We start from the raw sequence: 21,565 nt of genomic DNA, 5'->3' as shown, positions 1-21,565 counted from the left end.
AATAATCGCCAATGCGCGTGGAGATAAATACATGTCTGGGGATGACCGCGAGCCAATAGGGCGCAAGGGCAAGAAAGCCCTACCCAAAGTCGCATCGAAACGGCCACTGCGCCGGCGGCGTGATGAAGATGAGTTCGAAGAAGAAGACTATTTAGATGACGAAGAGCACGACGATGATGACTACGATGACGAGGAAGAGCCGATGCCAAGAAAGGTAGCATCACGTCCGCCCCGTAAAAAACGCCGCTGGCTCGGCTTATTTATCAAACTGTTTTTAGTCGGTGCCGTGGTGCTGGCTATTTATGGGGTTTACCTCGATTCGCAAATTCGCAGCCGCATCGATGGCAAAGTTTGGCAACTGCCAGCCGCTGTGTATGGCCGCATGGTTAACCTTGAACCGGGGATGTCCTACAGCAAAAAAGAGATGGTCGATTTGCTGGAAGGGATGCAATACCGGCAGGTTACCCGTATGACCCGTCCAGGTGAATTCACGGTTCAGGGCGATAGTATTGATATCTTGCGCCGCCCATTTGATTTCCCTGATGCGAAAGAGGGCCAGATCCGCGCGCGTTTGGTGTTTAAAAACGATCGTCTGGCCCAGATCCAAAATCTGGATAATCAGCGTGATTTCGGTTTCCTGCGCCTTGATCCTAAGTTGATTACCATGCTGCAATCACCTAACGGTGAACAGCGTCTGTTTGTGCCGCGTGCCGGTTTCCCTGATTTGTTAGTCGATACTTTGCTGGCAACCGAAGACCGCCATTTCTATGAGCACGATGGCATCAGCCCGTACTCCATTGGCCGCGCAGTAGTCGCTAACCTGACTGCCGGTAAAGCGGTGCAGGGCGGCAGTACCCTGACGCAGCAATTGGTGAAAAACCTGTTCCTGACCAACGAGCGTTCACTGTGGCGCAAACTTAACGAAGCCTATATGGCTCTGTTGGTGGATTACCGTTACAGCAAAGATCGGATTCTGGAACTGTATCTGAACGAAGTGTATCTCGGTCAAAGTGGTAGCGATCAGATTCGTGGTTTCCCGCTGGCAAGCCTGTATTACTTTGGTCGCCCGGTAAATGAACTGAGCCTTGATCAGCAAGCGATGCTGGTGGGTATGGTGAAGGGGGCGTCGCTGTATAACCCATGGCGTAACCCAACGCTGGCACTTGAACGTCGCAATCTGGTGTTGCGCCTGTTACAGAATCAAGGTGTGATTGACGCAGAGCTTTACACCATGCTTAGTGCCCGCCCGCTGGGGGTACAGCCAAAAGGCGGTGTTATTACTCCCCAGCCAGCCTTTATGCAGATGGTGCGTCAGGAACTGCAACAGAAACTGGGTGACAAGATTAACGATCTATCTGGTGTGAAGATCTTCACCACACTGGATCCAGTTTCACAAGATGCAGCAGAAAAAGCCATTGAAGACGGCATTCCGGCGCTGAAAGCCGCTCGTCATTTGGATGATCTGGAAGCGGCGATGGTGATTGTTGACCGCTTCAGTGGCGAAGTTCGTGCCATGGTGGGCGGCGCACAGCCGCAGTATGCAGGCTTTAACCGTGCAATGCAGGCTCGTCGTTTAGTCGGTTCTCTTGCCAAGCCACCCACTTATCTGACGGCATTGAGTGAGCCAGATAAATACCGCCTTAACACTTGGTTATCTGATCAACCGTTGTCGATCAAATTACCAAACGGTTCATCATGGCAGCCAAAAAACTATGATCGCCAGTTCCGTGGTCAGGTGATGTTGGTTGATGGGCTGGCTAACTCGCTGAACGTGCCGACGGTGAATCTGGGAATGTCGGTTGGGTTGGATCAAATCAGTGCGATGTTGCAGCGATTAGGGATCCCGAAAGCCGCTATTACTCCAGTTCCGGCCATGTTACTGGGGGCGATTGACCTGACTCCGGTTGAAGTGGCACAGGAGTATCAGACTATCGCCAGTGGCGGTAACCGTGCACCGTTATCGGCGGTGCGTTCGGTTATTGCCGAAGATGGCACCGTGCTGTATCAGAGCTTCCCACAGGCGGAACGTATGGTACCTGCTCAGGCGGCCTATTTGACACTTTATGCGATGCAACAAGGGGTGGCCCGTGGTACCTCTCGTTCGCTGTCAGTGAAATTCTCCAAATACACACTGGCGGCCAAAACCGGTACTACCAACGACCTGCGTGATAGCTGGTTTGCCGGTATTGATGGTAAGGAAGTGGCGATTGCCTGGGTTGGTCGTGACAATAACGGCCCGGCAAAACTGACCGGAGCTAATGGTGCGCTAACCTTGTATCGCCGCTATCTGGAGAACCAGACTCCACTGCCGTTGGTGTTGCAACCACCGGAAGGGATTAGCGAGATGAGCATTGATTCGGCGGGTAACTTTGTCTGTGGTGAGGCTGGTGGTATGCGCACCATTCCTGTCTGGACTGAAAACCCACAGGGGTTGTGTAAGGCGGCTCAGCCCGCTTCGCAACCACAAGCCGAAGGCGACGGTGTTGCCGGCTGGATAAAAGATATGTTCGGCCAGTAACAGTTAACCCACTGGCACGGTTATCGCGACCGTGCCAGACTATTCATGCTCCACAGCTCCACAGCTCCACAGCTCCACAGCTCCACTGTTTTGCCTCCGCACCTTATCCGCTCATTTCTTACTACTCAATCGGCTGGCTTAGCGCTTGCAGTTCGTCGCAGGTTACGCATAAACTACCTGCTTTGATAATTATTTCACTTTGATAATTATTATCGTTTCGATTCACTTTCTCGCTATTTTTCGATAACGTTCGGGTCGCAATAATTGTTAAACCCGTTAACTTTTAATCGCAGGGCACCATCTTGGACCAACAGGCAAGCCAATCCAGCACCTTTATCCTCCGTGAGCTGAGTTTTTCGGTTCCCGGCCGAACCTTATTACAGCCACTGTCACTGACATTCCCACAAGGCAAAGTCTGCGGACTTATCGGCCATAATGGTTCCGGTAAATCAACACTATTAAAAATGCTGGGTCGCCATCAGCCACCATCAAGTGGCGAAGCCTTACTCAATGATGTGCCATTAGCACTGTGGGACAGCAAAGCGTTTGCCCGTGAAGTTGCTTATTTGCCACAACAGTTACCGGCGGCTGAAGGGATGACGGTACGTGAATTGGTGGCGATTGGCCGCTATCCGTGGCATGGCGCGTTAGGCCGTTTTCGTCAGGAAGACCGCCAACAAGTGGAAGAGGCAATTGCACTGGTCGATTTAAAACCCTTGGCTAGCCGGTTGGTTGACAGTTTATCCGGTGGTGAACGGCAGCGTGCCTGGTTGGCCATGCTGGTGGCACAAAATAGCCGCTGCCTATTGCTCGATGAACCGACTTCGGCACTGGATATTGCGCACCAGGTAGAGGTATTAGGGTTAATTCAACATCTCAGTCGTGAACGCGGATTGACGGTCATTGCTGTGTTGCATGATATCAATATGGCCGCCCGTTATTGCGACCACTTAGTGGCATTGCGTGGCGGGGAGATGATTGCACAAGGGCCGGCTGACAGCCTGATGCAGGGAGAGGTATTGGAGCAAATCTACGGTATCCCAATGGGGATATTACCGCATCCGGCCGGTGGTGCGCCGGTAAGCTTCGTGTACTAATGACAACACATTTATCCATGGTTGAATCTCATTGCGCGATGCCAGATCACTCTCGGCGCAGACTGCTTACCGCATTAGCACTATCGCCGTTACTGCTGTCATTGCCCAGTTGGGCGCAGAATAGCGGCAAGATTGATGCTAATCGAGTTGTCACGTTAGAGTGGTTACCCACTGAGTTACTGTTGGCATTGGGGGTTACACCTTATGGTGTGGCTGACACCCATAATTACCGACTATGGGTTGAAGATCCTGAATTGCCTGCCAGTGTTATTGATGTGGGGCAGCGTACTGAACCTAACCTGGAACTGCTACAGCAAATGGCACCGTCGCTAATCCTGATGTCGCAAGGCTTTGGCCCTTCGCCGGAAAAACTCGCTCCTATCGCTCCCTCGATGAGTTTTGCCTTTAATGAAGAGGGCAGTTCACCGCTGGCAGTTGGCCGGAACTCATTGCGCACGCTGGGCCAACGGCTAGGGCTAGAAACGGTTGCGGAGCAGCATATTGCTGACTTTGCCCACTTTATGCAGGTAGCTCGTCAACGTCTTTATCACACCAGCCAGGCACCACTACTGATGTTTACTCTGTTGGACACTCGCCATGCGCTGGTTATCGGCAAAGGCAGCCTATTCCAAGATGTATTGGACCAATTGAAGATTGAAAATGCCTGGCAGGGAGAAACCAATCTCTGGGGTAGCTCGGTTGTGGGTATTGAACGTTTAGCGACCATCAAACAGGGGCGCGCCATCTGCTTCGATCATGGTAATCGTGAAATGTTACAACAGGTTGCTGGCACTCCGTTGTGGCAATCTATGTCGTTTGTGCGTCAAAACCAATTACGAATATTGCCGCCGGTGTGGTTCTACGGCTCAACGTTGTCTGCCATGCGTTTTGTGCGTCTTTTGGAGCAGGCATGGGGTAATGCATCATGATGGCAGCCCATCCACGCAAGAGCGGGTTACTGCCCATTGGATTACTTGGGCTGTTATTGATAATTGCCGTGGCACTGACTCTATATAATCTGCGCCAATTATTGCCCGTTTCATTATGGGCTGAAGCGTTATGGCGGCCAGACAACAATGATGTGCGCCAGATGTTATTCCATTACAGCCAGTTACCTAGGTTGGTCGTTGCACTGCTCACCGGTGCTGGGTTAGGGTTAGTCGGTGTTTTATTCCAGCAAGTGCTGCGTAACCCATTGGCTGAACCCGCCACACTCGGTGTCGCGGCGGGTGCCCAACTTGGGCTGACAGTCGCTACCCTATGGATGTTACCCGGTGGCGAATTGACCCGCCAACTGGCAGCAATGGCTGGTGGTATGGTTATCGGTGCGTTGGTATTTGGTGTCGCCTGGGGAAAACGACTCTCGCCTGTCACTCTGATTCTGGCTGGCCTGGTTCTTGGTTTGTACTGTGGTGCAGTTAATGGTCTGTTGGCACTATTTAACTATGACCAGTTGCAGGGGCTGTTCTTATGGAGCAGTGGCGCACTGAATCAGCAGGATTGGAGTACGGTGCAATTTATTCTGCCACGCTTAGTGATTACCTGCATATTGGCAGCTTTACTGATACGCCCATTAACCCTATTGGGGCTAGATGATGGCATTGCTCGTAATCTAGGACTGGGGTTATCACTGGCGCGGTTGAGTGCGCTGGGCGTGGCAATTATTTTCAGTGCGATGTTAGTTAATGCAGTCGGAGTCATTGGGTTTATCGGTCTATTTGCGCCACTGTTGGCGAAAATTTTTGGTGCGCGGCGGTTATCTCAGCGCTTGATACTGGCACCGGTAGTCGGGGCGTTACTGCTCTGGGTTACCGATCAGAGCATCATCTGGCTGACGCAAGTCTGGCGGGAGATTCCTACCGGTGCGGCGACCGCCTTGATTGGTGCACCACTACTGTTGTGGCTACTACCACGTTTACACAGTGCGACCGCACCCAATATGGATTTTGGCGATAATGTTCCTGCTGAACGACAGCATTTAGGATTATGGATAAGTGTTGGTTTGCTGTTACTGCTGGCTGGGTTGACGGTAGCGCTTATGCTCGGCCGCGACAATCAGGGCTGGAGTTGGATTACCGGTGATGAACTTCAGGCAGTGTTACATTGGCGCTGGCCACGTGTGCTCGCGGCATTATCGGCCGGTATGATGCTGGCGGTGGCGGGGACCTTAATCCAAAAACTGACGGGTAACCCAATGGCTAGCCCCGAAGTTCTGGGTATCAGCTCTGGTGCTTCTTTCGGGGTGGTGGTCATGATGTTTATCGTGCCAGGTAATGCGTTGTTATGGCTGCTACCCGCCGGGAGCTTAGGGGCTGCGGCCACGTTATTGTTGATTCTGGTGGTTGCTGGTCGTGGCGGGTTCTCTCCAGGCAGAATGCTATTAGCAGGGATTGCACTGAGCACCGCCTTTACCACGGTAATCACTATGTTACTGGCCAGTGGCGACCCACGTATGCGCGGCTTGCTGGCGTGGATTTCTGGCTCTACCTACTCGGTTAATGGAACACAGGCAGTAACAACCGGTTTAGTTGCTTTGGTGCTGATTGCATTAGCGCCACTGTGCCGCAGATGGTTAATGATTTTGCCATTGGGCAGTGTCACCGCCAGAGCACTGGGTATGGCGCTTGCACCTAGCCGGTTAGCCATTTTGTTATTGGCTGCCATCTTAACTGCCGCGGCTACCCTGACAGTTGGGCCTTTAAGTTTTGTCGGGCTGATGGCACCACATATGGCGCGTATGATGGGCTTTCGCCGAGCCATTCCACAACTGTTTATCGCGGCTATTTTAGGTGGACTGCTGATGGTATTTGCCGACTGGTGTGGCCGCATGCTGTTGTTCCCGAACCAAATCCCCGCAGGGTTGTTGGCAACATTTATTGGTGCTCCTTACTTTGTTTATTTATTGCGTAAACAAGGGCGGTAAGCGTTTATTATGTCAATAATCTGCTTCGTTTGAATATGGATTCTGAACTGTAGTTAGATTTTTTATCAAATATATCATCGAGCTATTAATTATGAGTCGATGATATGGAGGATATTGGGTTAATTTATAGTAATATTATTTAATGATTATTGTATTTAAAATTATTATAAATAAAAATACTACATGCATTGTTAATTATATTTAAACTCAGTTAAATTTAATAAGTAATAAAGTATTGTTCATGAGTTTTTATATGATAGTGTGAAAGAATCAGGCAGAAAATCCATCGCGTTACTTAGACGCTAATTGTGATTGTCAATTTGATAGTTACCTGTATGTTATCAAGCTAAATAATGCAATGTAAATTATTTTTAAGTTATTAGTTTGTCTGATTATTCTACTCATTATTTAGTGGTAATTAAATTGGAGAGAAATAAGATGACTGAATTAATTCATGAAAAAAGTAAGTTTTTTCTGCATGGGGTTAATGACAAGGTGTTGATTAATATCTTGTTAATATATGGTCTGATAGTGACAGGCTTTGGTGTGTTACTCATTTCCGATGTATTAACTTTTTCTCTGACGACGCACATTGATACTGTTCAACCAGTAACCCGTAATATAATAGATTATCACCCAGTTGAAGTTAACATGCCTACACTTCCTATGGGGCCAAGTTGGAATGGTAGTAGTGGTGGTGATATTCCACAGTATGTAGAAATATCAGAATTACTTTATACCGTTAATCGGCATTAAATTAATTAAGCGCATTAAACCTCTGGGCTTTAATTTATAACCACCTCCAGCGTTTTGGCGGTGGTTATAGTATCTATAGATATTAAAGTTTGGCAAAGCACCGGCGGGCAGCATCGACGGTTCTCTGGATATCCTCTTTGCTATGTGCGACGGACATAAAACCGGCTTCAAACGCAGAAGGGGCCAGATAGACGCCTTCTGCCAGCATCAAATGGAAGAAACGTTTAAAGCGTTCAACATCACAATTCATGACATCCTGATAGCAGGTGACCGTTGGTGAATTGCTAAAGAAGATACCAAACATGCCACCAACGTGGTTAACCACCAGCGGGATGTTCTCTGCCTGTGCTGCATCGAGCAGGCCAGTTGCCAGTAAATCGGTTAACTCGGTCAGGGTTTCATGAATACCTACCTGTGCCACTTCAGTTAAACAGGCATAACCCGCCGCCATAGCGATAGGGTTCCCGGAGAGAGTACCCGCCTGATAAACTGGTCCAGTCGGCGCCAGTGCCTCCATGACATCACGGCGACCACCGAAAGCACCCACCGGCATACCACCACCGATAATTTTCCCCAGACAGGTTAAGTCAGGAATGACATGGTAGTAATCCTGCGCCCCGGCTAATGCCACCCGGAAACCCGTCATGACCTCATCAATAATCAGCAATGCACCAAATTCATCACATAGATCACGCAGCCCCGGCAGGAATTCTGGCTGCGGTAGTATGCAGTTCATATTGCCAGCGACAGGTTCAACAATGATACAGGCGATTTCTTGTGGGTATTGCTCAAAGGCTTCACGTACAGAGGCGAGATCGTTATAAGTACAGGTCAGAGTGTGCTTAGCGAAATCAGCCGGTACCCCCGGAGAGTTTGGCTGACCGAGGGTCAATGCGCCAGAGCCTGCTTTTACTAATAGGCAGTCGGCGTGGCCGTGATAGCAGCCTTCAAACTTGATGATTTTATCGCGCGCAGTGAAACCTCGGGCTAGACGAATGGCGCTCATGGTGGCTTCGGTACCGGAGTTAACCATCCGTACCATATCCATGGTTGGCACTAATTCTGTCACCAACTCAGCCATTTTGACTTCCATCGCTGTCGGTGCGCCAAAGCTTAGGCCGCGCTCGACTGCTTCAATTACGGCCTGACGAATGGCGGGATGATTGTGACCAAGCACCATCGGACCCCAGGAGCCGACATAATCGATGTAAGCTTTACCATCGACATCAAATAGATAAGCGCCGTCAGCACGTTCAATAAACAATGGAACGCCACCGACACCGGTGAATGCACGCACCGGAGAGTTAACCCCGCCTGGGATCACCTGCTGTGCCTGGGCATACAGACTTTCGGACTTACTCATAAACTGGCTCCTGAATTGGGCTTGATGACATTGGCTGAGATGATATTATATTAAATAACAGTGAGTTATATAAAATTAATGTTGTTAACATCAGCTATGACCATAGACAATGGTGCCTATTCTAAAGAACTGGCTGCGGTTATCAAATGATTGGGCATAATTAACTGCTAGCTTGCGCGACGTGCCGCATATTCGAAACTTTCATCGCTAAACTTACATTCTAAGCCAGAGTGTTTCATCGACGTTTAAGCAGGCACATCATGATGATGTAGTCTAAACTCAGACTACTGTTCATTTGTATTACTTATTATTCAATTGATAAATAGACTAATCATGACTGATTCAACGCAACCAATGCCTGCTGAAGGCGTTACTGAACTCAAACGGGGTCGTTTTATCCGAGCATTGGTTAATCGTGATAAAACGCCGTTGGTTATTCTTATTATGGCTGGTGTGGTCGGGGTTGTTACCGGTTTGCTGGCTGTGGCTTTTGATCGCGGCGTCGATTGGATCCAACAACAAAGGTTGGCAACGCTGGCCAAAGTCGCGGATTACGCAATTTTGGTATGGCCGTTGGCTTTCGTTATGTCGGCGTTGCTGGCGATGGTAGGTTATTTTTTGGTGCGTCGTTTTGCTCCTGAGGCTGGTGGTTCAGGTATTCCTGAAATCGAAGGGGCAATGGAGGAGATGCGGCCAGTGCGCTGGTGGCGGGTTATTCCGGTTAAATTTATTGGCGGCCTTGGAACATTAGGGGCGGGCATGGTGTTAGGCCGGGAAGGGCCGATGGTACAGATGGGGGGTAATAGCGGGCGGATGATTGTCGATATCTTTCGTCTGCACAGCCCTGAAGCACGTCACTCATTGCTGGCAACAGGTGCAGCTGCCGGGTTGTCTGCGGCCTTCAATGCCCCGCTGGCGGGGATTTTGTTCGTTATTGAAGAGATGCGCTCTCAGTTCCGCTACAGTCTGGTGTCAATCAAAGCCGTATTTGTCGGGGTGATAACATCTACTATCGTCTACCGCTATTTTAACGGTGAACATGCGGTTATTGATGTCGGTAAAATGAGCGAAGTGCCACTGGACACATTATGGCTTTACCTTGTGCTGGGGATTATTTTCGGTGCCATCGGTGTGATGTTCAATGCGTTAATATTCCGCACGCAGGATATGTTCATGCGTTTCCACGGTGGTGATTGGCGCAAGTTAGTTTTGCTTGGCGGCCTGCTGGGAGGAATGTGTGGTTTATTGGCATTGTTTCATGGCGAGGCTGTGGGGGGTGGTTTTGCATTAATTCCTATTGCGACAGCCGGTAACTTCAGTATCGGCATGTTGCTATTCATTTTTATTGCTCGAGTTATTACGACACTATTGTGCTTTGGTTCTGGTGCACCTGGCGGGATATTTGCCCCAATGTTGGCTTTAGGAACTATTTTGGGTACTGCTTTCGGTTTGTCCTGCGCGTATTTTTTCCCCGAATACGGCATTGAGGCCGGGACTTTTGCTATTGCCGGGATGGGGGCGCTGTTTGCTGCATCGGTACGTGCACCACTGACTGGGATAGTTTTGGTGTTGGAGATGACCGATAATTATCAGCTTATTTTACCAATGATAGTGACCTGCTTGGGCGCCACATTAATAGCACAATTTATGGGGGGTAAGCCCTTGTATTCAGCTATTTTAGCCCGCACATTACAAAGACAAGAGCAGGCTGCATCTGCGAGTGAACAACAACAACCGGTGGTTGAAAATGATACTCAAACAGGTAGATAATATATAACATTAGCCAGCAATACTTGAATGAATTACTCAGGTATTAGATAATTGATGATTAGATCAGGCTGCCATTGTAGTAACCTGCAACTCGAACACCGGTTGGGAGTGATGAGTATGAGCGATGAAACAGTACTGCCCCTACAGTTTACTGAGGCAGCAGCTAAGAAAGTTAAACTGCTGATTTCTGATGAGGAAAATCCGAATCTGAAGCTGCGGGTTTATATTACCGGTGGCGGATGCAGCGGGTTCCAGTATGGTTTTACTTTCGATGATCAAATCAACGATGGGGATATGACCATCGAAAAGCAAGGCGTGGAATTGGTTGTTGATCCGATGAGCCTGCAATATCTGGTCGGCGGTGCGGTGGATTATACCGAAGGGTTGGAAGGCTCACGCTTTATTGTGACGAACCCGAATGCGAAAAGTACCTGTGGTTGCGGTTCTTCTTTCAGCATTTAATTTATCCTGTGTCCTTGATGCTACAACGACGTTAGCTGTATTCACTTAACCGAACCACTGAATTGGGCCAGCTCATCGGGATTAGTGAGCCTCATTTTGAAGGCACACTCTACGGGCTAGCATCAATGCTGTTCAAATCGCTTCTGACTGATTTGTCGTTCGTTTACTGCCCTGCTGTAACACCAATGACTTTGGGTATAATTAGTCCACTCAATTTCCGATAAAAAACCGCAACTTTAATAGTTGCGGTTTTTTTCATCTGAATATTACCATTCTACAGTGATCAACTGTGTCATCTGGCTGTTACTGGTTTGGCTGAGTAATGAGCCATCTGTCGCAATAAAAGAATGGCTGATTTTAGGTTCGCTAACCAAGCCACCTCCTCGTTGGCAGTGTATTTGTGGATAATTTACTTTTGCATCATTAGCTATGTGTTCATTTTGATTCGGTGATTGCACCTGACAAGATGGCACGATAGTTAAGCTTAATTCTATTGTGCCGCTTAGCCCCTGAGCCAGCGACGGACTGGCAATAAATGCCAGCCAAAACGTAAACAAAAAATATTTCATGATTTATGACTGCATTTTTATCTGTCGGTGTCCCATTCAGCCAGCTAAATGGGGATATCCTGCTTATTGACGCCGCAGCGTTGTTAGCTATCAGGGCCAATTATTTTGGATAGATATATCGGCTAATTATTTAAAAACTTGAAGATTTAGATCATACAAATTAGACCAATCACTCTATTAGTGCTCTATTTCAAATGTGGGTAGTTTTAAACGCCAGCGGATAGCTGCAAGCCGGATACCGAGCGTAATCACCATGCCCAGCATCATTGCTTGTTGTAAGGGCATACCTAAAGTATAGAACGCGGTAGCATGAACGATACCACCAATAATGCAGGCGGTAGCATAAATTTCAGTGCGCAGGATCATTGGGATCTCGCGGGCTAATACATCGCGGATAATCCCACCGCCGACTCCGGTTATAACACCCATACAGATAGCCACTAACGGGCTGGCACCAGCCGCAAAGGCTTTATTGACGCCGATACCGACGAATACTGCCAGACCAATAGCATCAAGCACCGGCAGGATCCATTTAGGTGTTCGACGAGGTTGACGCACCAACAAAATGGTTGCCAGACAGGTCACCATTGCAACCACTAAGTCAGTAGGATCTTTCACCCAAAAAACCGGGCCATTGGCCAAGGCCATATCGCGGATTGTTCCCCCACCGACAGCTGTCACCACCCCTAAAACCAGCACACCAAACGGGTCCATACGCAACTTCCCCGCTAGCAATACACCAGAGATAGCAAATACCGCAGTACCTAAAATATCCAGCCAATAAACCAGCATTAATGTGACTCCGCCACGGGGGATTGAAAGCTGGCCATTTGTTGGCACAACTGTTCAGCGGCCAGCAGGATACGCGGACCCGAACGATTAAACCAGTCCTCATTCAGCGTTATAACAGGAATTGCAAGCTGAGGTTGCCAGAAGGCTCTGACATTATCAGCTTGTGGCTGGTCACCGCTGACTACGATCACCTGTGGTTGGCGTGTCATGACTTGTTCCCGACTGACTTGAGGCCAAGGAACACGACTGCCAGCAAAAATATTTTCTCCACCACACAAGGAAATAACCTCACTTTGTAACGTATGCCCAGAGCTGGTAAACAGCGGCTGAGTACCAAACTGTAAAAAGGTACGCAAGGGCGTGTTACGGGCATTGTGGCGACGTAATTCAGTAACCTTCTGACGGAGTTGAGCTGCGGCTTGGTGGGCCTGTTCAGGATGCTGGCTGTATTGCGCCAATTTATCCAGATCACCAGCAATTTGATCAATATTTACCGGATCAGAATAGAAAATTGGAATACCAAAGGCGGCGAGTTGATCAAGCGGGCGTTGTGGATTACCGCCACGCCACGCGAGGATCAAGTCTGGCTTTAATGCCAAAATACGTTCGACATTCACGCCTTGCCAGGATGCAACTTGCTCAAGCTTTTTAGCCGCTTCCGGGTAATCAGAGTAAGCACTTACTGCAACCAGTTTATCGCCTAATCCCGCGGCATAAGCCAGTTCAGTGGTGCTGGGGGATAAGCTGATAATCCGCTCTACTGCTACTGCGTATGGTGCAAACAGGGCAAACGAAAACAGGCCGAGCAACAACGTTATTGCTGCTCGTGATAGGGCGAAAATACGGGAACGGACCATTAATTGCGATTAGCCAGTGTGGTTAACATGGCTTCGATCATAAGCGTCGACTGCTGAGCGGCGACCACTAAGAACTCTTCAAAGCTCAGATGAGACTCCTGATCAGCCACATCAGAAATCGCACGAACCACAACGAAAGGTGTCTCGAACAGATGGCAAACATGGCCGATAGCGGCGGCTTCCATCTCGACTGCTGCCACCGACGGGAAGGCCGCGCGGATACGGGCCAGGGGGGCTGAACCATTAATAAAGGCATCGCCGCTGCAAATCAGGCCGCGTACTGCATGTAAGTTCAATTGATTAATGCAGCTTTCTGCCAGTGCAATCAACTCAGCATCAGCAATGAAAGCGGGAGGGCAACCGGCCATTTGGCCTGCTTCATAGCCGAATGCGGTCACATCAGCATCGTGATAGCGAACTTCGTTAGAAACAACGATATCACCCACTTTCAAACTGGAGGCTAAACCACCCGCAGAGCCGGTATTGATTACCACGTCTGGCTGGCAATGCTCTAACAGCAATGTTGTTCCCATGGCCGCAGAGACTTTACCAATGCCGGATTTTAGTAATGCGACATCAACGCCATTGAGTTTACCGGTGTAAATTTCGCAACCTGCTCGTGTCAAGGTTTGGCGATTTTCAATTTTATCACGCAGCAACGTAACTTCTTGCTCCATCGCACCAATAATGCCTACTTTCATATGGATACCCGCTGATTTTAAAGAGTGGATTAGGTTGTAATTATCAACGCACAGTTTATCAGTTAAGTGAGATATCCGGGTAGCTCAGCAAAGATAATGCGTAATGTGCCGCAGTTCATGCGTAATCAATTGCATCTGTTGGCGGGAGTCGGTATCACTGTTTATATTAAATGATCAGGGGGATAACATGTCCGGGATCGACTTTAAGCAGAAAATCAGTTTTCAGCGGCCGTTTGGTAAATCCAGTTCGGCGGAAGATGAATATGAGATTACCCGAGTATTTGAAAGTGATCGGGGTCGGATTGTGAATTCTGCCGCCATTCGGCGTTTGCAGCAAAAAACGCAGGTCTTCCCACTGGAACGTAATGCCGCTGTTCGTAGCCGTTTAACCCACTCGCTGGAAGTGCAACAAGTGGGGCGTTATATTGCCAAAGAGATCCTTAATCGGTTTAAGCAGGATAAAAAAATCACAGCTTATGGGCTGGATAAGCTGCTTGACCCCTTTGAAAGCATAGTGGAAATGGCTTGCCTGATGCATGACATCGGTAATCCTCCCTTTGGCCATTTTGGTGAATCAGCTATCAATAACTGGTTTACAAAACAGATGGACCCTAACGGCGGTGGTGCGGAACCTCGTGGTAAGGATCATTGTCAGGTTAATGCATTAAGGCTGCGGGAAGGGGAAACAGAACTTAATATCCTGCGCAGTAAAATCCGCCATGACCTAAGCCAGTTTGAAGGTAACGCACAAGCCATTCGGTTGGTTTACAGTTTATTAAAACTGAATCTGACTTATGCTCAGGTAGGATGCATTCTTAAATATACCAAACCGGCGTATTGGTCAGGCGATATTCCTGCTTCTCATCACTATTTGATGAAGAAACCAGGATTTTATCTTGCTGAAGAAGACTATGTTAAAGATTTACGTCGTGAACTCAATATGGGAGAGTTCAATCGTTTCCCTCTGACATATATTATGGAAGCTGCTGATGATATTTCTTATTGTATTGCTGACTTAGAAGATGCAGTAGAAAAAAGTATTTTCAGTGTCGAGCAACTTTACGATCATATGATGCAAGAGTGGGGCGAAGTTACCCATGGCGACTTGTTTGATAAAGTTGTTGGTGGCGCATTCCGGCAATTAGGTCGCGGGCAAGGCCGGCGCAGTTCGGAAGATCAATTCTTTATGTATTTACGGGTAAATACTGTCGGGAAGTTAGTTCCCCATGCAGCACAACGGTTTATTGAAAATTTACCCACGGTATTTTCTGGCTCGTTCAATCAGGCATTATTAGAAGACTCCAGCCCTGCGTGTAAATTACTGCAAATTTTTAAAAAGGTGGCAGTAAAACATGTGTTTAATCATCCTGAAGTAGAACAGCTTGAATTACAAGGATATAGAGTTATTAGTGGGCTACTTGATATTTACAGCCCATTATTATCTATGCCGCAAACGGCCTTTACACAGTTAGTGGCAGAAGACAGCCACCGCCAGTATCCTATTGAGACGCGGTTGTTCCATAAATTGTCTACTAAGCATCGCTTGGCTTATGCGGAATCGACAGAGCGGTTACGTAATTTATCGTCAGAACAACATGAGATCTATGAATATTATTATCGTGCTCGTTTAATTCAGGATTATATCAGTGGGATGACGGATCTTTATGCTTATGATGAATATCGGCGATTGATGGCTGCGGAATAGTATCCAAGCAAAGTGAGTTGTCCGTTTAATTAACTGTAGTTTTGTAAAGACGGACAATATTTTTTACTATTCCGATTATTGGTTCTATGAACTTCATCCCCCATATTTAATCTTACTATGCAAGACGGCTATATCCTTCTCTTGGCGTTGCCGCGTAGTGAGTGGCTTTCGTTACTCGACCCATCCCTATCGTTGAGCTTTAGTTCGCTCATTAGGATTCGCGCGATTGCTCACTGACTGCTACGTCAATTATTTTGGATATAAGTCAGTTATACCCTTTGTCTCTGAAGCTGCTAGGTTGTTAGCCGCAACTTCAATTTCTTTGGGTATATATACCATTTATTGACCCCTTATTAATTGTACAGCGAGAACCAGAATACATGAAAAAAACAACTTTAGTGTTAAGTGCACTGGCATTGAGCATCGGTTTAGCCATGGGGCCGGTTTCTTCTGCTATTTCGGCAGAGACGGCCTCTTCTAGCAGCCAGCAGCTCCCTAGCCTGGCGCCAATGCTAGAGAAAGTGATGCCTTCTGTTGTGAGCATCAACGTGGAGGGTAGCACCCAGGTTAGCAACTCCGGTGCTGGTGGCGTGCCACCACAGTTCCAGCAGTTCTTTGGTGATGACTCGCCGTTCTGTCAAGACGGTTCACCGTTCCAAGGCTCCCCGATGTGTCAGGGTGGGCAGGGTGGCAAAGGGGGATCACCTAGCAAGCAGGATTTCCGAGCGCTCGGTTCAGGTGTCATTATTGACGCTGCCAAAGGTTATGTCGTTACCAATAACCACGTGGTAGATAATGCGACTAAAATCAGCGTTAAACTGAGCGATGGCCGTAGCTATGAAGCAAAAGTGATCGGTAAAGATCCGCGAACTGATATCGCGTTATTGCAGTTAAAAGATTTTAAAAATCTGACTGCAATTAAAATCGCAGATTCTGATCAATTGCGTGTGGGTGATTATACCGTTGCTATCGGTAACCCATATGGTCTGGGTGAAACCGTAACATCCGGTATCGTGTCTGCTTTGGGGCGCAGTGGTCTGAACGTGGAAAACTACGAAAACTTTATCCAGACTGATGCCGCGATTAACCGTGGTAACTCCGGTGGCGCATTGATCAACCTGAACGGTGAGCTGATTGGTATCAACACTGCGATCCTGGCACCAGATGGCGGTAACATCGGTATTGGTTTCGCTATCCCAAGTAACATGGTGAAAAACCTGACATCTCAAATGGTTGAATTTGGTCAGGTGAAACGTGGTGAATTGGGCATTATGGGCACCGAACTGAACTCTGAGCTGGCCAAAGCCATGAATGTTGATGCACAGAAAGGTGCCTTTATCAGTCAGGTCTTGCCAAAATCTGCGGCGGCCAAAGCTGGGATCAAAGCTGGTGACGTGATTGTCAGCATGAATGGTAAAGCAATCAATAGCTTCGCAGGTTTCCGTGCTGAGATTGGTACTCTGCCAGTGGGCAGTAAAATGACCTTAGGTCTGCTACGTGACGGTAAACCTGTCAATGTGGAAGTGACCTTAGAGCAGAGCAGCCAAACTCAGGTTGATTCCGGTAATCTCTATACTGGAATTGAAGGTGCGGAGCTGAGCAACTCTGATGTTAATGGTAAAAAAGGTGTGAAAGTTGATAGCGTGAAAGCCGGCACTGCCGCTGCACGTATTGGCCTGAAAAAAGGCGATATCATCATGGGGATTAACCAGCAGTCAGTTCAAAATCTGGGTGAGCTGCGGAAGATTCTCGATACCAAACCATCAGTGCTGGCGCTGAATATTCAGCGTGGTGACACTTCACTCTATTTATTAATGCAGTAATCGGCATTAATAACGCCAAAAGGGCGCAGTTCATTATGACTGTGCCCTTTTTTTATGTTGAAGCGGGGGTGTGCTAAGCAGTACCTAAATAGCTTTTGGCAGCATAGCGAACATTCTCTATCTCATCTAATAATTCAAGCCATTCAGGTTGCAAGCCTTGTAAATCTGTTTGCTGGCGCAATTGCTGCTCAATTGTCATGCACAATTGCTTCAGTCGCGGCACACCGCTACATGCACAACTGCCATGGAACTTATGAATTAGGTTCAGAATATCGTTGTCATGACTACCTGCCAATATAGCCTGCACGCGACCTATCACTTGCGGCATAAATTCTAATAACATAGTTAACAGGTCTCTGGCGAGAGCCTCTTTATTGGCTGCTTGCCTGACTGCCAGTGGCCAATCTATCGCCCCGTCACATTCAGATTGAAGTACCGGCAAGTGAGCAGCCTGCACCAGAAGGGGGGCTGAACTATCATGCTGAAAGCGGGAAAGTGCCTGAATTAATCGAGCTTCATCAATCGGTTTTGCCAGATAGTCAGCCATCCCCAGTTTTAACAACTGTTCTTGCTGGCCTCTTACGGCGTGGGCGGTGACTGCAATAATGGGGGTATCCAGATGATGGGACATCTGATGAATGACTTCGCTGGCACGGATACCATCAATTTCAGGCATTTGAATATCCATTAAGATGATATCCAGCGTGTTTTCTCGGGCATAGGCAATGGCTTTCGCGCCACTGTCACACAACACGGTCTCTTCGACCTGTTCTTCAAGCAGGGTGCCAATGAGTTTTAGGTTAGCTGGATTGTCGTCAACTGCCATTACCTTAAACGGTAATTTAGCCAACTTGTCCGCTTGCTCCACTACGGGTAATTCACTGTGAGGTTCTTCAGATAACAGCAATGGAATCAATCTATTCGATGACAAAGGTTTGACCAGACATGCTTTGGCACCGAGCTGTTTAAGTTGCTCAGCCTCCACCTGTGACTGGCTTGGTAGAGCCAGAATTACGCGCTCGGAAATTTTCAGCGCCGCTACCAGTTTATCTTGATGAACCGCCATATTATTACGGAACGGAATGGGTACCCCCACCAGCAGGAAATCATAATGTTGGCGCGGTAATTGCGCTAACGTCGGGCTATGAGTGACCTGCAAGGGCGTGACACTCAGAATATCTAGCGCGGCCCTTGCTGCACAAGTATTGCGCTCAACATAGGCGAGTGTTTTCCCCTCTAAGTACGACATATCAGGATGGCGATAAGAGAGGGTTTCGTTAAGATCCAGTGTGAGATGGAACCTAAAGGTTGAGCCGCGATCTACTTGGCTGTGAAAGCTAATATCGCCCCCCATCTCTTTGACCAATCTTTCGGTAATGACCAATCCAAGGCCGGTCCCTCCGTGTCGACGCGAGATACTGGCATCCGCCTGACGAAAAGCCTGGAATAGCTGAGCCTGTTGGGATTCAGAAATACCAATGCCCGTATCGTGAATCTCTACTACCAGAGTGACTTGTTGTGCTGTCTTCGCCTGCACAGCAACCAGAATATCGATATTGCCCTGTTCGGTGAATTTAATCGCATTACCGAGCAAGTTCGTGACAATTTGCTGCAAACGCATCGCATCCCCGACTACCTGCTCGGGGACATCATTATTAACATGCAGTGTCAGCTCCAGCCCTTTCTCATGTGCGGTGTGTGCCAGTAAGATAATGACTTCATCCAGTGCACCACGTAGTGGGAAGGGAATGTGTTCAAGAATGAGTTTTTCGGCCTCCAGTTTGGAGAAGTCGAGAACATCATTAATGATGCATAACAGGTTGTTGGCTGAACGTTGGATAGTCTGCAAATAGTCAGTTTGTGTGGGGGTTAGCGAAGTTTTCAACGTTTGGCGCGTAAAACCAATGACACCATTTAGCGGAGTTCGTAGCTCGTGAGACATGTTAGCCAGAAACTCCGACTTAATGCGTGCCGCTTCCTGTGCCCGCTTTTTTGCCAGCCCCAGCTCAACATTTTGTATCTCCATCTGTTCCAGTGTTTCGCGTAAATCAGATGTCGCTTGATCGATATTTTGCTGCATCTCTTCGTGATAGGCCGCCAACGACATCGCCATCGAATTGATACCATTTTTCAGAATATTCAGCTCGCCGAGCATATGTCCTTCGACCCGGCTATCCAATTGCCCTCGACGAATACGGTCAACAGCATTCACCATGTTACGGATTGGGCCGGTAACATCGCGCATCAAACGATAAGCAAACAAAATCGCTACACACATGCAAAACAGCAACAGCAGGGTTGAAATAAAGATCTCTTTGTATTGCTGCAAACGCACCGATTGTAAATCCAAATCTATAGCGATATAGCCTAGTGGCTGATGGGTTATATCCGAATCCGAGACTCTGTCACTGGATAAGTTGGATTCCGAGACAATAGGCATTCGCATAATCAGCGAGTCGCCGCGATAAGAGAGCATCAGCGACTCAGGGATAGAATCACCTTTAGGTAACCTTAATTGTGAGGAATTGTAATTATAGTTAGATGTGACAAAAAGATTGTTATCTGCGTCGAAAACGGATATTGACCGAACAATATTCGAGTGACGGCGATGAAGCAGGTTAATCAACTGACGGACAGTATCGCGGTTGCGAAAGGTCATGCCATATTCACTGGCAACCGCCAACGGTTCGATAATATTAGTGCCTGCATTAACTATTTGTTTTTGAAGCTCATTATAACGATTTACCATAAAGGAAGTACTGAGTAACAGCCCAAGAAGCAGCGTGGGGGCCAGGATTAAAATCATCATGCGCGCGCGAAGACTGTATTTGGTCATGGTATTCCAATGTGGGAGAATCGGCAGCTTACAAAACCAGTGCTTGATCAATCAATATGGCGCAATTCTACTCTCCAAACCGACGTGTGACGACCCGACAAACGATAACTGTGACAGTAAATTCTCTTGATCCCTTTGGTCAGGGGGTTGCACGCGATAAAGGCAAAGCTATTTTTATCCCCGGGGTTCTACCGGGAGAGCAAGCTGAAATTGAGCTGATCGAGCAAAAACGCCAGTATGGTCGCGGTAAACTTAAACGTTTGTTGAACCAATGTAGCGAAAGAGTGGCTCCTCCTTGCCCTCACTTTGGAATTTGTGGAGGCTGTCAGCAGCAGCACGCTTGTAGCCAATTGCAACAAGATAGCAAAGTAGATTCGCTCAGGCGACTGCTGGTGCAGGCAACGGGGGGCTGCCCTGCATTAGACTCGGTTATCTGTGGGCCAGAGTATGGTTATCGGCGGCGGGCGAGGTTGGGGTTGCTCTATCAGCCAAAACAGCAGCGATTACAAATGGGCTTCCATCAAACTGAATCTCACGACTTGGTTAGCATAAAACATTGTCCCGTCCTGCGGCCTGAATTGGAGCGCCTGCTACATCCGCTCTATCAATGTTTATCTGCCTTACAGGCTGTGCGCCGGTTAGGGCATGTGGAACTGGTACTGGCTGATAATGGGCCGTTGCTGGTTTTACGCCACCTTGATACCCTTAATGAGGTAGATCGTGCAGCGCTTATAGATTTTGCTCTGCGGGAGGGGGTTGCCGTTTATCTGGCTGCCGACAGCGAGAATCTGGAAAAACTCTTTGGTGAGGACCCCTATTACCAGATAGACGGTCTACGCTTAGCATTTCATCCACGGGATTTTATTCAGGTCAATGATACGGTCAACCAACAAATGGTGGCTCAGGCTCTGGCATGGCTTGATGTACAACCTGACGAGCGGGTACTGGATCTCTTCTGCGGTATGGGTAATTTTACATTGCCGCTAGCAAAGCGTGCGCGTGAAGTTGTCGGGGTGGAAGGAGTTGCGGAGCTGGTGGCGAATGGGCAGTATAATGCGCAGAACAATGCATTAGCCAACGTGTCATTTTTTCATGAAAATCTGGAATCCGATATCAGTCGTCAGCCGTGGGCGATACAAGGATTCGATAAAGTATTATTAGACCCCGCTCGCGCAGGTGCTGCCGGGGTGATGTCACATATAGTCAAACTGGCGCCAAAGCGGGTGGTGTATGTTTCGTGTAATCCCACCACGCTGGCACGGGATAGTCAGGTGTTGTTAGCCGCCGGTTACCGTCTTGCTCAGGTGCGAATGTTGGATATGTTTCCCCACACCGGGCATCTTGAATCTATGGCGCTGTTCATGCAGGAGCCAGGGGTCGCAAAGTAGGGAGA

Annotated in this window: 16 protein-coding genes; 10 read left to right on the top strand and 6 right to left on the bottom strand. The window is 48.2% G+C overall.

Annotation, left to right across the window (positions count from 1 at the left end):
• Positions 1-31: 31 nt before the first annotated feature.
• The 5 genes from mrcB (at position 32) to V1953_RS17345 (ending at position 7,294) form a co-directional block, all read left to right on the top strand.
• On the top strand, positions 32-2,518 hold the full coding sequence (gene mrcB, locus V1953_RS17365) for a bifunctional glycosyl transferase/transpeptidase (protein WP_442821252.1): 2,487 nt from the start codon (positions 32-34) through the stop codon (positions 2,516-2,518).
• A gap of 302 nt (positions 2,519-2,820) precedes the next feature.
• Positions 2,821-3,615: a Fe3+-hydroxamate ABC transporter ATP-binding protein FhuC gene (fhuC, locus tag V1953_RS17360; RefSeq protein ID WP_083160448.1), complete on the top strand. Its 795-nt coding sequence runs from the start codon at positions 2,821-2,823 to the stop codon at positions 3,613-3,615.
• Complete coding sequence (gene fhuD, locus V1953_RS17355; protein ID WP_442851157.1) at positions 3,615-4,544, top strand: Fe(3+)-hydroxamate ABC transporter substrate-binding protein FhuD; 930 nt, start codon at positions 3,615-3,617, stop codon at positions 4,542-4,544. Before fhuC ends, fhuD begins: the two co-directional genes overlap by 1 nt.
• On the top strand, positions 4,541-6,538 hold the full coding sequence (fhuB, locus tag V1953_RS17350; RefSeq protein WP_442851156.1) for a Fe(3+)-hydroxamate ABC transporter permease FhuB: 1,998 nt from the start codon (positions 4,541-4,543) through the stop codon (positions 6,536-6,538). The genes fhuD and fhuB overlap by 4 nt, the downstream gene beginning before the upstream one ends.
• A gap of 438 nt (positions 6,539-6,976) precedes the next feature.
• Positions 6,977-7,294: an E492 group microcin gene (locus V1953_RS17345; protein WP_372568691.1), complete on the top strand. Its 318-nt coding sequence runs from the start codon at positions 6,977-6,979 to the stop codon at positions 7,292-7,294.
• 82 nt (positions 7,295-7,376) lie between these two features.
• On the opposite strand, the gene hemL is transcribed toward V1953_RS17345, so the two are convergent.
• Complete coding sequence (gene hemL, locus V1953_RS17340) at positions 7,377-8,657, bottom strand: glutamate-1-semialdehyde 2,1-aminomutase (protein ID WP_372568692.1); 1,281 nt, start codon at positions 8,655-8,657, stop codon at positions 7,377-7,379.
• Between the two features lie 333 nt (positions 8,658-8,990).
• Between hemL and clcA the strand changes: the two genes are divergently transcribed.
• Both clcA and erpA read left to right on the top strand, forming a co-directional pair.
• Positions 8,991-10,427 (top strand): H(+)/Cl(-) exchange transporter ClcA, encoded by a 1,437-nt coding sequence (clcA, locus tag V1953_RS17335; RefSeq protein ID WP_083160438.1) that lies wholly within the window; start codon positions 8,991-8,993, stop codon positions 10,425-10,427.
• Between the two features lie 117 nt (positions 10,428-10,544).
• A complete protein-coding gene (gene erpA, locus V1953_RS17330) occupies positions 10,545-10,889 on the top strand; it encodes an iron-sulfur cluster insertion protein ErpA (protein WP_004706254.1) in 345 nt (114 codons plus the stop codon).
• Positions 10,890-11,155: 266 nt separating this feature from the next.
• On the opposite strand, the gene V1953_RS17325 is transcribed toward erpA, so the two are convergent.
• From V1953_RS17325 to mtnN, 4 genes are all read right to left on the bottom strand, one after another.
• On the bottom strand, positions 11,156-11,458 hold the full coding sequence (locus V1953_RS17325; RefSeq protein WP_372568694.1) for a hypothetical protein: 303 nt from the start codon (positions 11,456-11,458) through the stop codon (positions 11,156-11,158).
• 177 nt (positions 11,459-11,635) lie between these two features.
• Positions 11,636-12,250, bottom strand: a complete 615-nt coding sequence (locus V1953_RS17320) for a TRIC cation channel family protein (RefSeq protein ID WP_442851155.1) — start codon at positions 12,248-12,250, stop codon at positions 11,636-11,638.
• Positions 12,250-13,107, bottom strand: coding sequence for a vitamin B12 ABC transporter substrate-binding protein BtuF (gene btuF, locus V1953_RS17315; protein WP_372568695.1), 858 nt, complete (start codon positions 13,105-13,107; stop codon positions 12,250-12,252). Before btuF ends, V1953_RS17320 begins: the two co-directional genes overlap by 1 nt.
• Positions 13,107-13,808, bottom strand: a complete 702-nt coding sequence (gene mtnN / locus V1953_RS17310; protein WP_372568696.1) for a 5'-methylthioadenosine/S-adenosylhomocysteine nucleosidase — start codon at positions 13,806-13,808, stop codon at positions 13,107-13,109. Before mtnN ends, btuF begins: the two co-directional genes overlap by 1 nt.
• 187 nt (positions 13,809-13,995) lie before the next feature.
• On the opposite strand from mtnN, the gene dgt reads away from it, so the two are divergent.
• A complete protein-coding gene (dgt, locus tag V1953_RS17305) occupies positions 13,996-15,513 on the top strand; it encodes a dGTPase (protein ID WP_083160434.1) in 1,518 nt (505 codons plus the stop codon).
• Positions 15,514-15,893: 380 nt separating this feature from the next.
• Positions 15,894-17,336: a serine endoprotease DegP gene (degP, locus tag V1953_RS17300; protein WP_083160432.1), complete on the top strand. Its 1,443-nt coding sequence runs from the start codon at positions 15,894-15,896 to the stop codon at positions 17,334-17,336.
• A gap of 73 nt (positions 17,337-17,409) precedes the next feature.
• On the opposite strand, the gene barA is transcribed toward degP, so the two are convergent.
• Positions 17,410-20,172, bottom strand: coding sequence for a two-component sensor histidine kinase BarA (barA, locus tag V1953_RS17295; RefSeq protein ID WP_420072836.1), 2,763 nt, complete (start codon positions 20,170-20,172; stop codon positions 17,410-17,412).
• 56 nt (positions 20,173-20,228) lie between these two features.
• Between barA and rlmD the strand changes: the two genes are divergently transcribed.
• On the top strand, positions 20,229-21,560 hold the full coding sequence (gene rlmD / locus V1953_RS17290) for a 23S rRNA (uracil(1939)-C(5))-methyltransferase RlmD (RefSeq protein ID WP_372568699.1): 1,332 nt from the start codon (positions 20,229-20,231) through the stop codon (positions 21,558-21,560).
• Positions 21,561-21,565 lie beyond the last annotated feature (5 nt).

Source organism: Yersinia sp. 2541 StPb PI (assembly GCF_052217145.1).
Lineage (GTDB): Bacteria > Pseudomonadota > Gammaproteobacteria > Enterobacterales > Enterobacteriaceae > Yersinia > Yersinia enterocolitica_E.
This window is presented reverse-complemented; position numbering and strand designations above follow the sequence as displayed.

Excerpts from the sequence above, each read along its gene's own strand:
- fhuD (WP_442851157.1), top strand. The coding sequence starts at position 3,615 with ATGACAACACATTTATCCATGGTTGAATCTCATTGCGCGATGCCAGAT.
- degP (WP_083160432.1), top strand. The coding sequence starts at position 15,894 with ATGAAAAAAACAACTTTAGTGTTAAGTGCACTGGCATTGAGCATCGGT.
- mrcB (WP_442821252.1), top strand. The coding sequence starts at position 32 with ATGTCTGGGGATGACCGCGAGCCAATAGGGCGCAAGGGCAAGAAAGCC.
- fhuB (WP_442851156.1), top strand. The coding sequence starts at position 4,541 with ATGATGGCAGCCCATCCACGCAAGAGCGGGTTACTGCCCATTGGATTA.
- V1953_RS17345 (WP_372568691.1), top strand. The coding sequence starts at position 6,977 with ATGACTGAATTAATTCATGAAAAAAGTAAGTTTTTTCTGCATGGGGTT.
- btuF (WP_372568695.1), bottom strand. The coding sequence starts at position 13,107 with ATGGTCCGTTCCCGTATTTTCGCCCTATCACGAGCAGCAATAACGTTG.
- erpA (WP_004706254.1), top strand. The coding sequence starts at position 10,545 with ATGAGCGATGAAACAGTACTGCCCCTACAGTTTACTGAGGCAGCAGCT.
- mtnN (WP_372568696.1), bottom strand. The coding sequence starts at position 13,808 with ATGAAAGTAGGCATTATTGGTGCGATGGAGCAAGAAGTTACGTTGCTG.
- V1953_RS17320 (WP_442851155.1), bottom strand. The coding sequence starts at position 12,250 with ATGCTGGTTTATTGGCTGGATATTTTAGGTACTGCGGTATTTGCTATC.
- barA (WP_420072836.1), bottom strand. The coding sequence starts at position 20,172 with ATGACCAAATACAGTCTTCGCGCGCGCATGATGATTTTAATCCTGGCC.
- V1953_RS17325 (WP_372568694.1), bottom strand. The coding sequence starts at position 11,458 with ATGAAATATTTTTTGTTTACGTTTTGGCTGGCATTTATTGCCAGTCCG.
- rlmD (WP_372568699.1), top strand. The coding sequence starts at position 20,229 with ATGGCGCAATTCTACTCTCCAAACCGACGTGTGACGACCCGACAAACG.
- dgt (WP_083160434.1), top strand. The coding sequence starts at position 13,996 with ATGTCCGGGATCGACTTTAAGCAGAAAATCAGTTTTCAGCGGCCGTTT.
- hemL (WP_372568692.1), bottom strand. The coding sequence starts at position 8,657 with ATGAGTAAGTCCGAAAGTCTGTATGCCCAGGCACAGCAGGTGATCCCA.
- clcA (WP_083160438.1), top strand. The coding sequence starts at position 8,991 with ATGACTGATTCAACGCAACCAATGCCTGCTGAAGGCGTTACTGAACTC.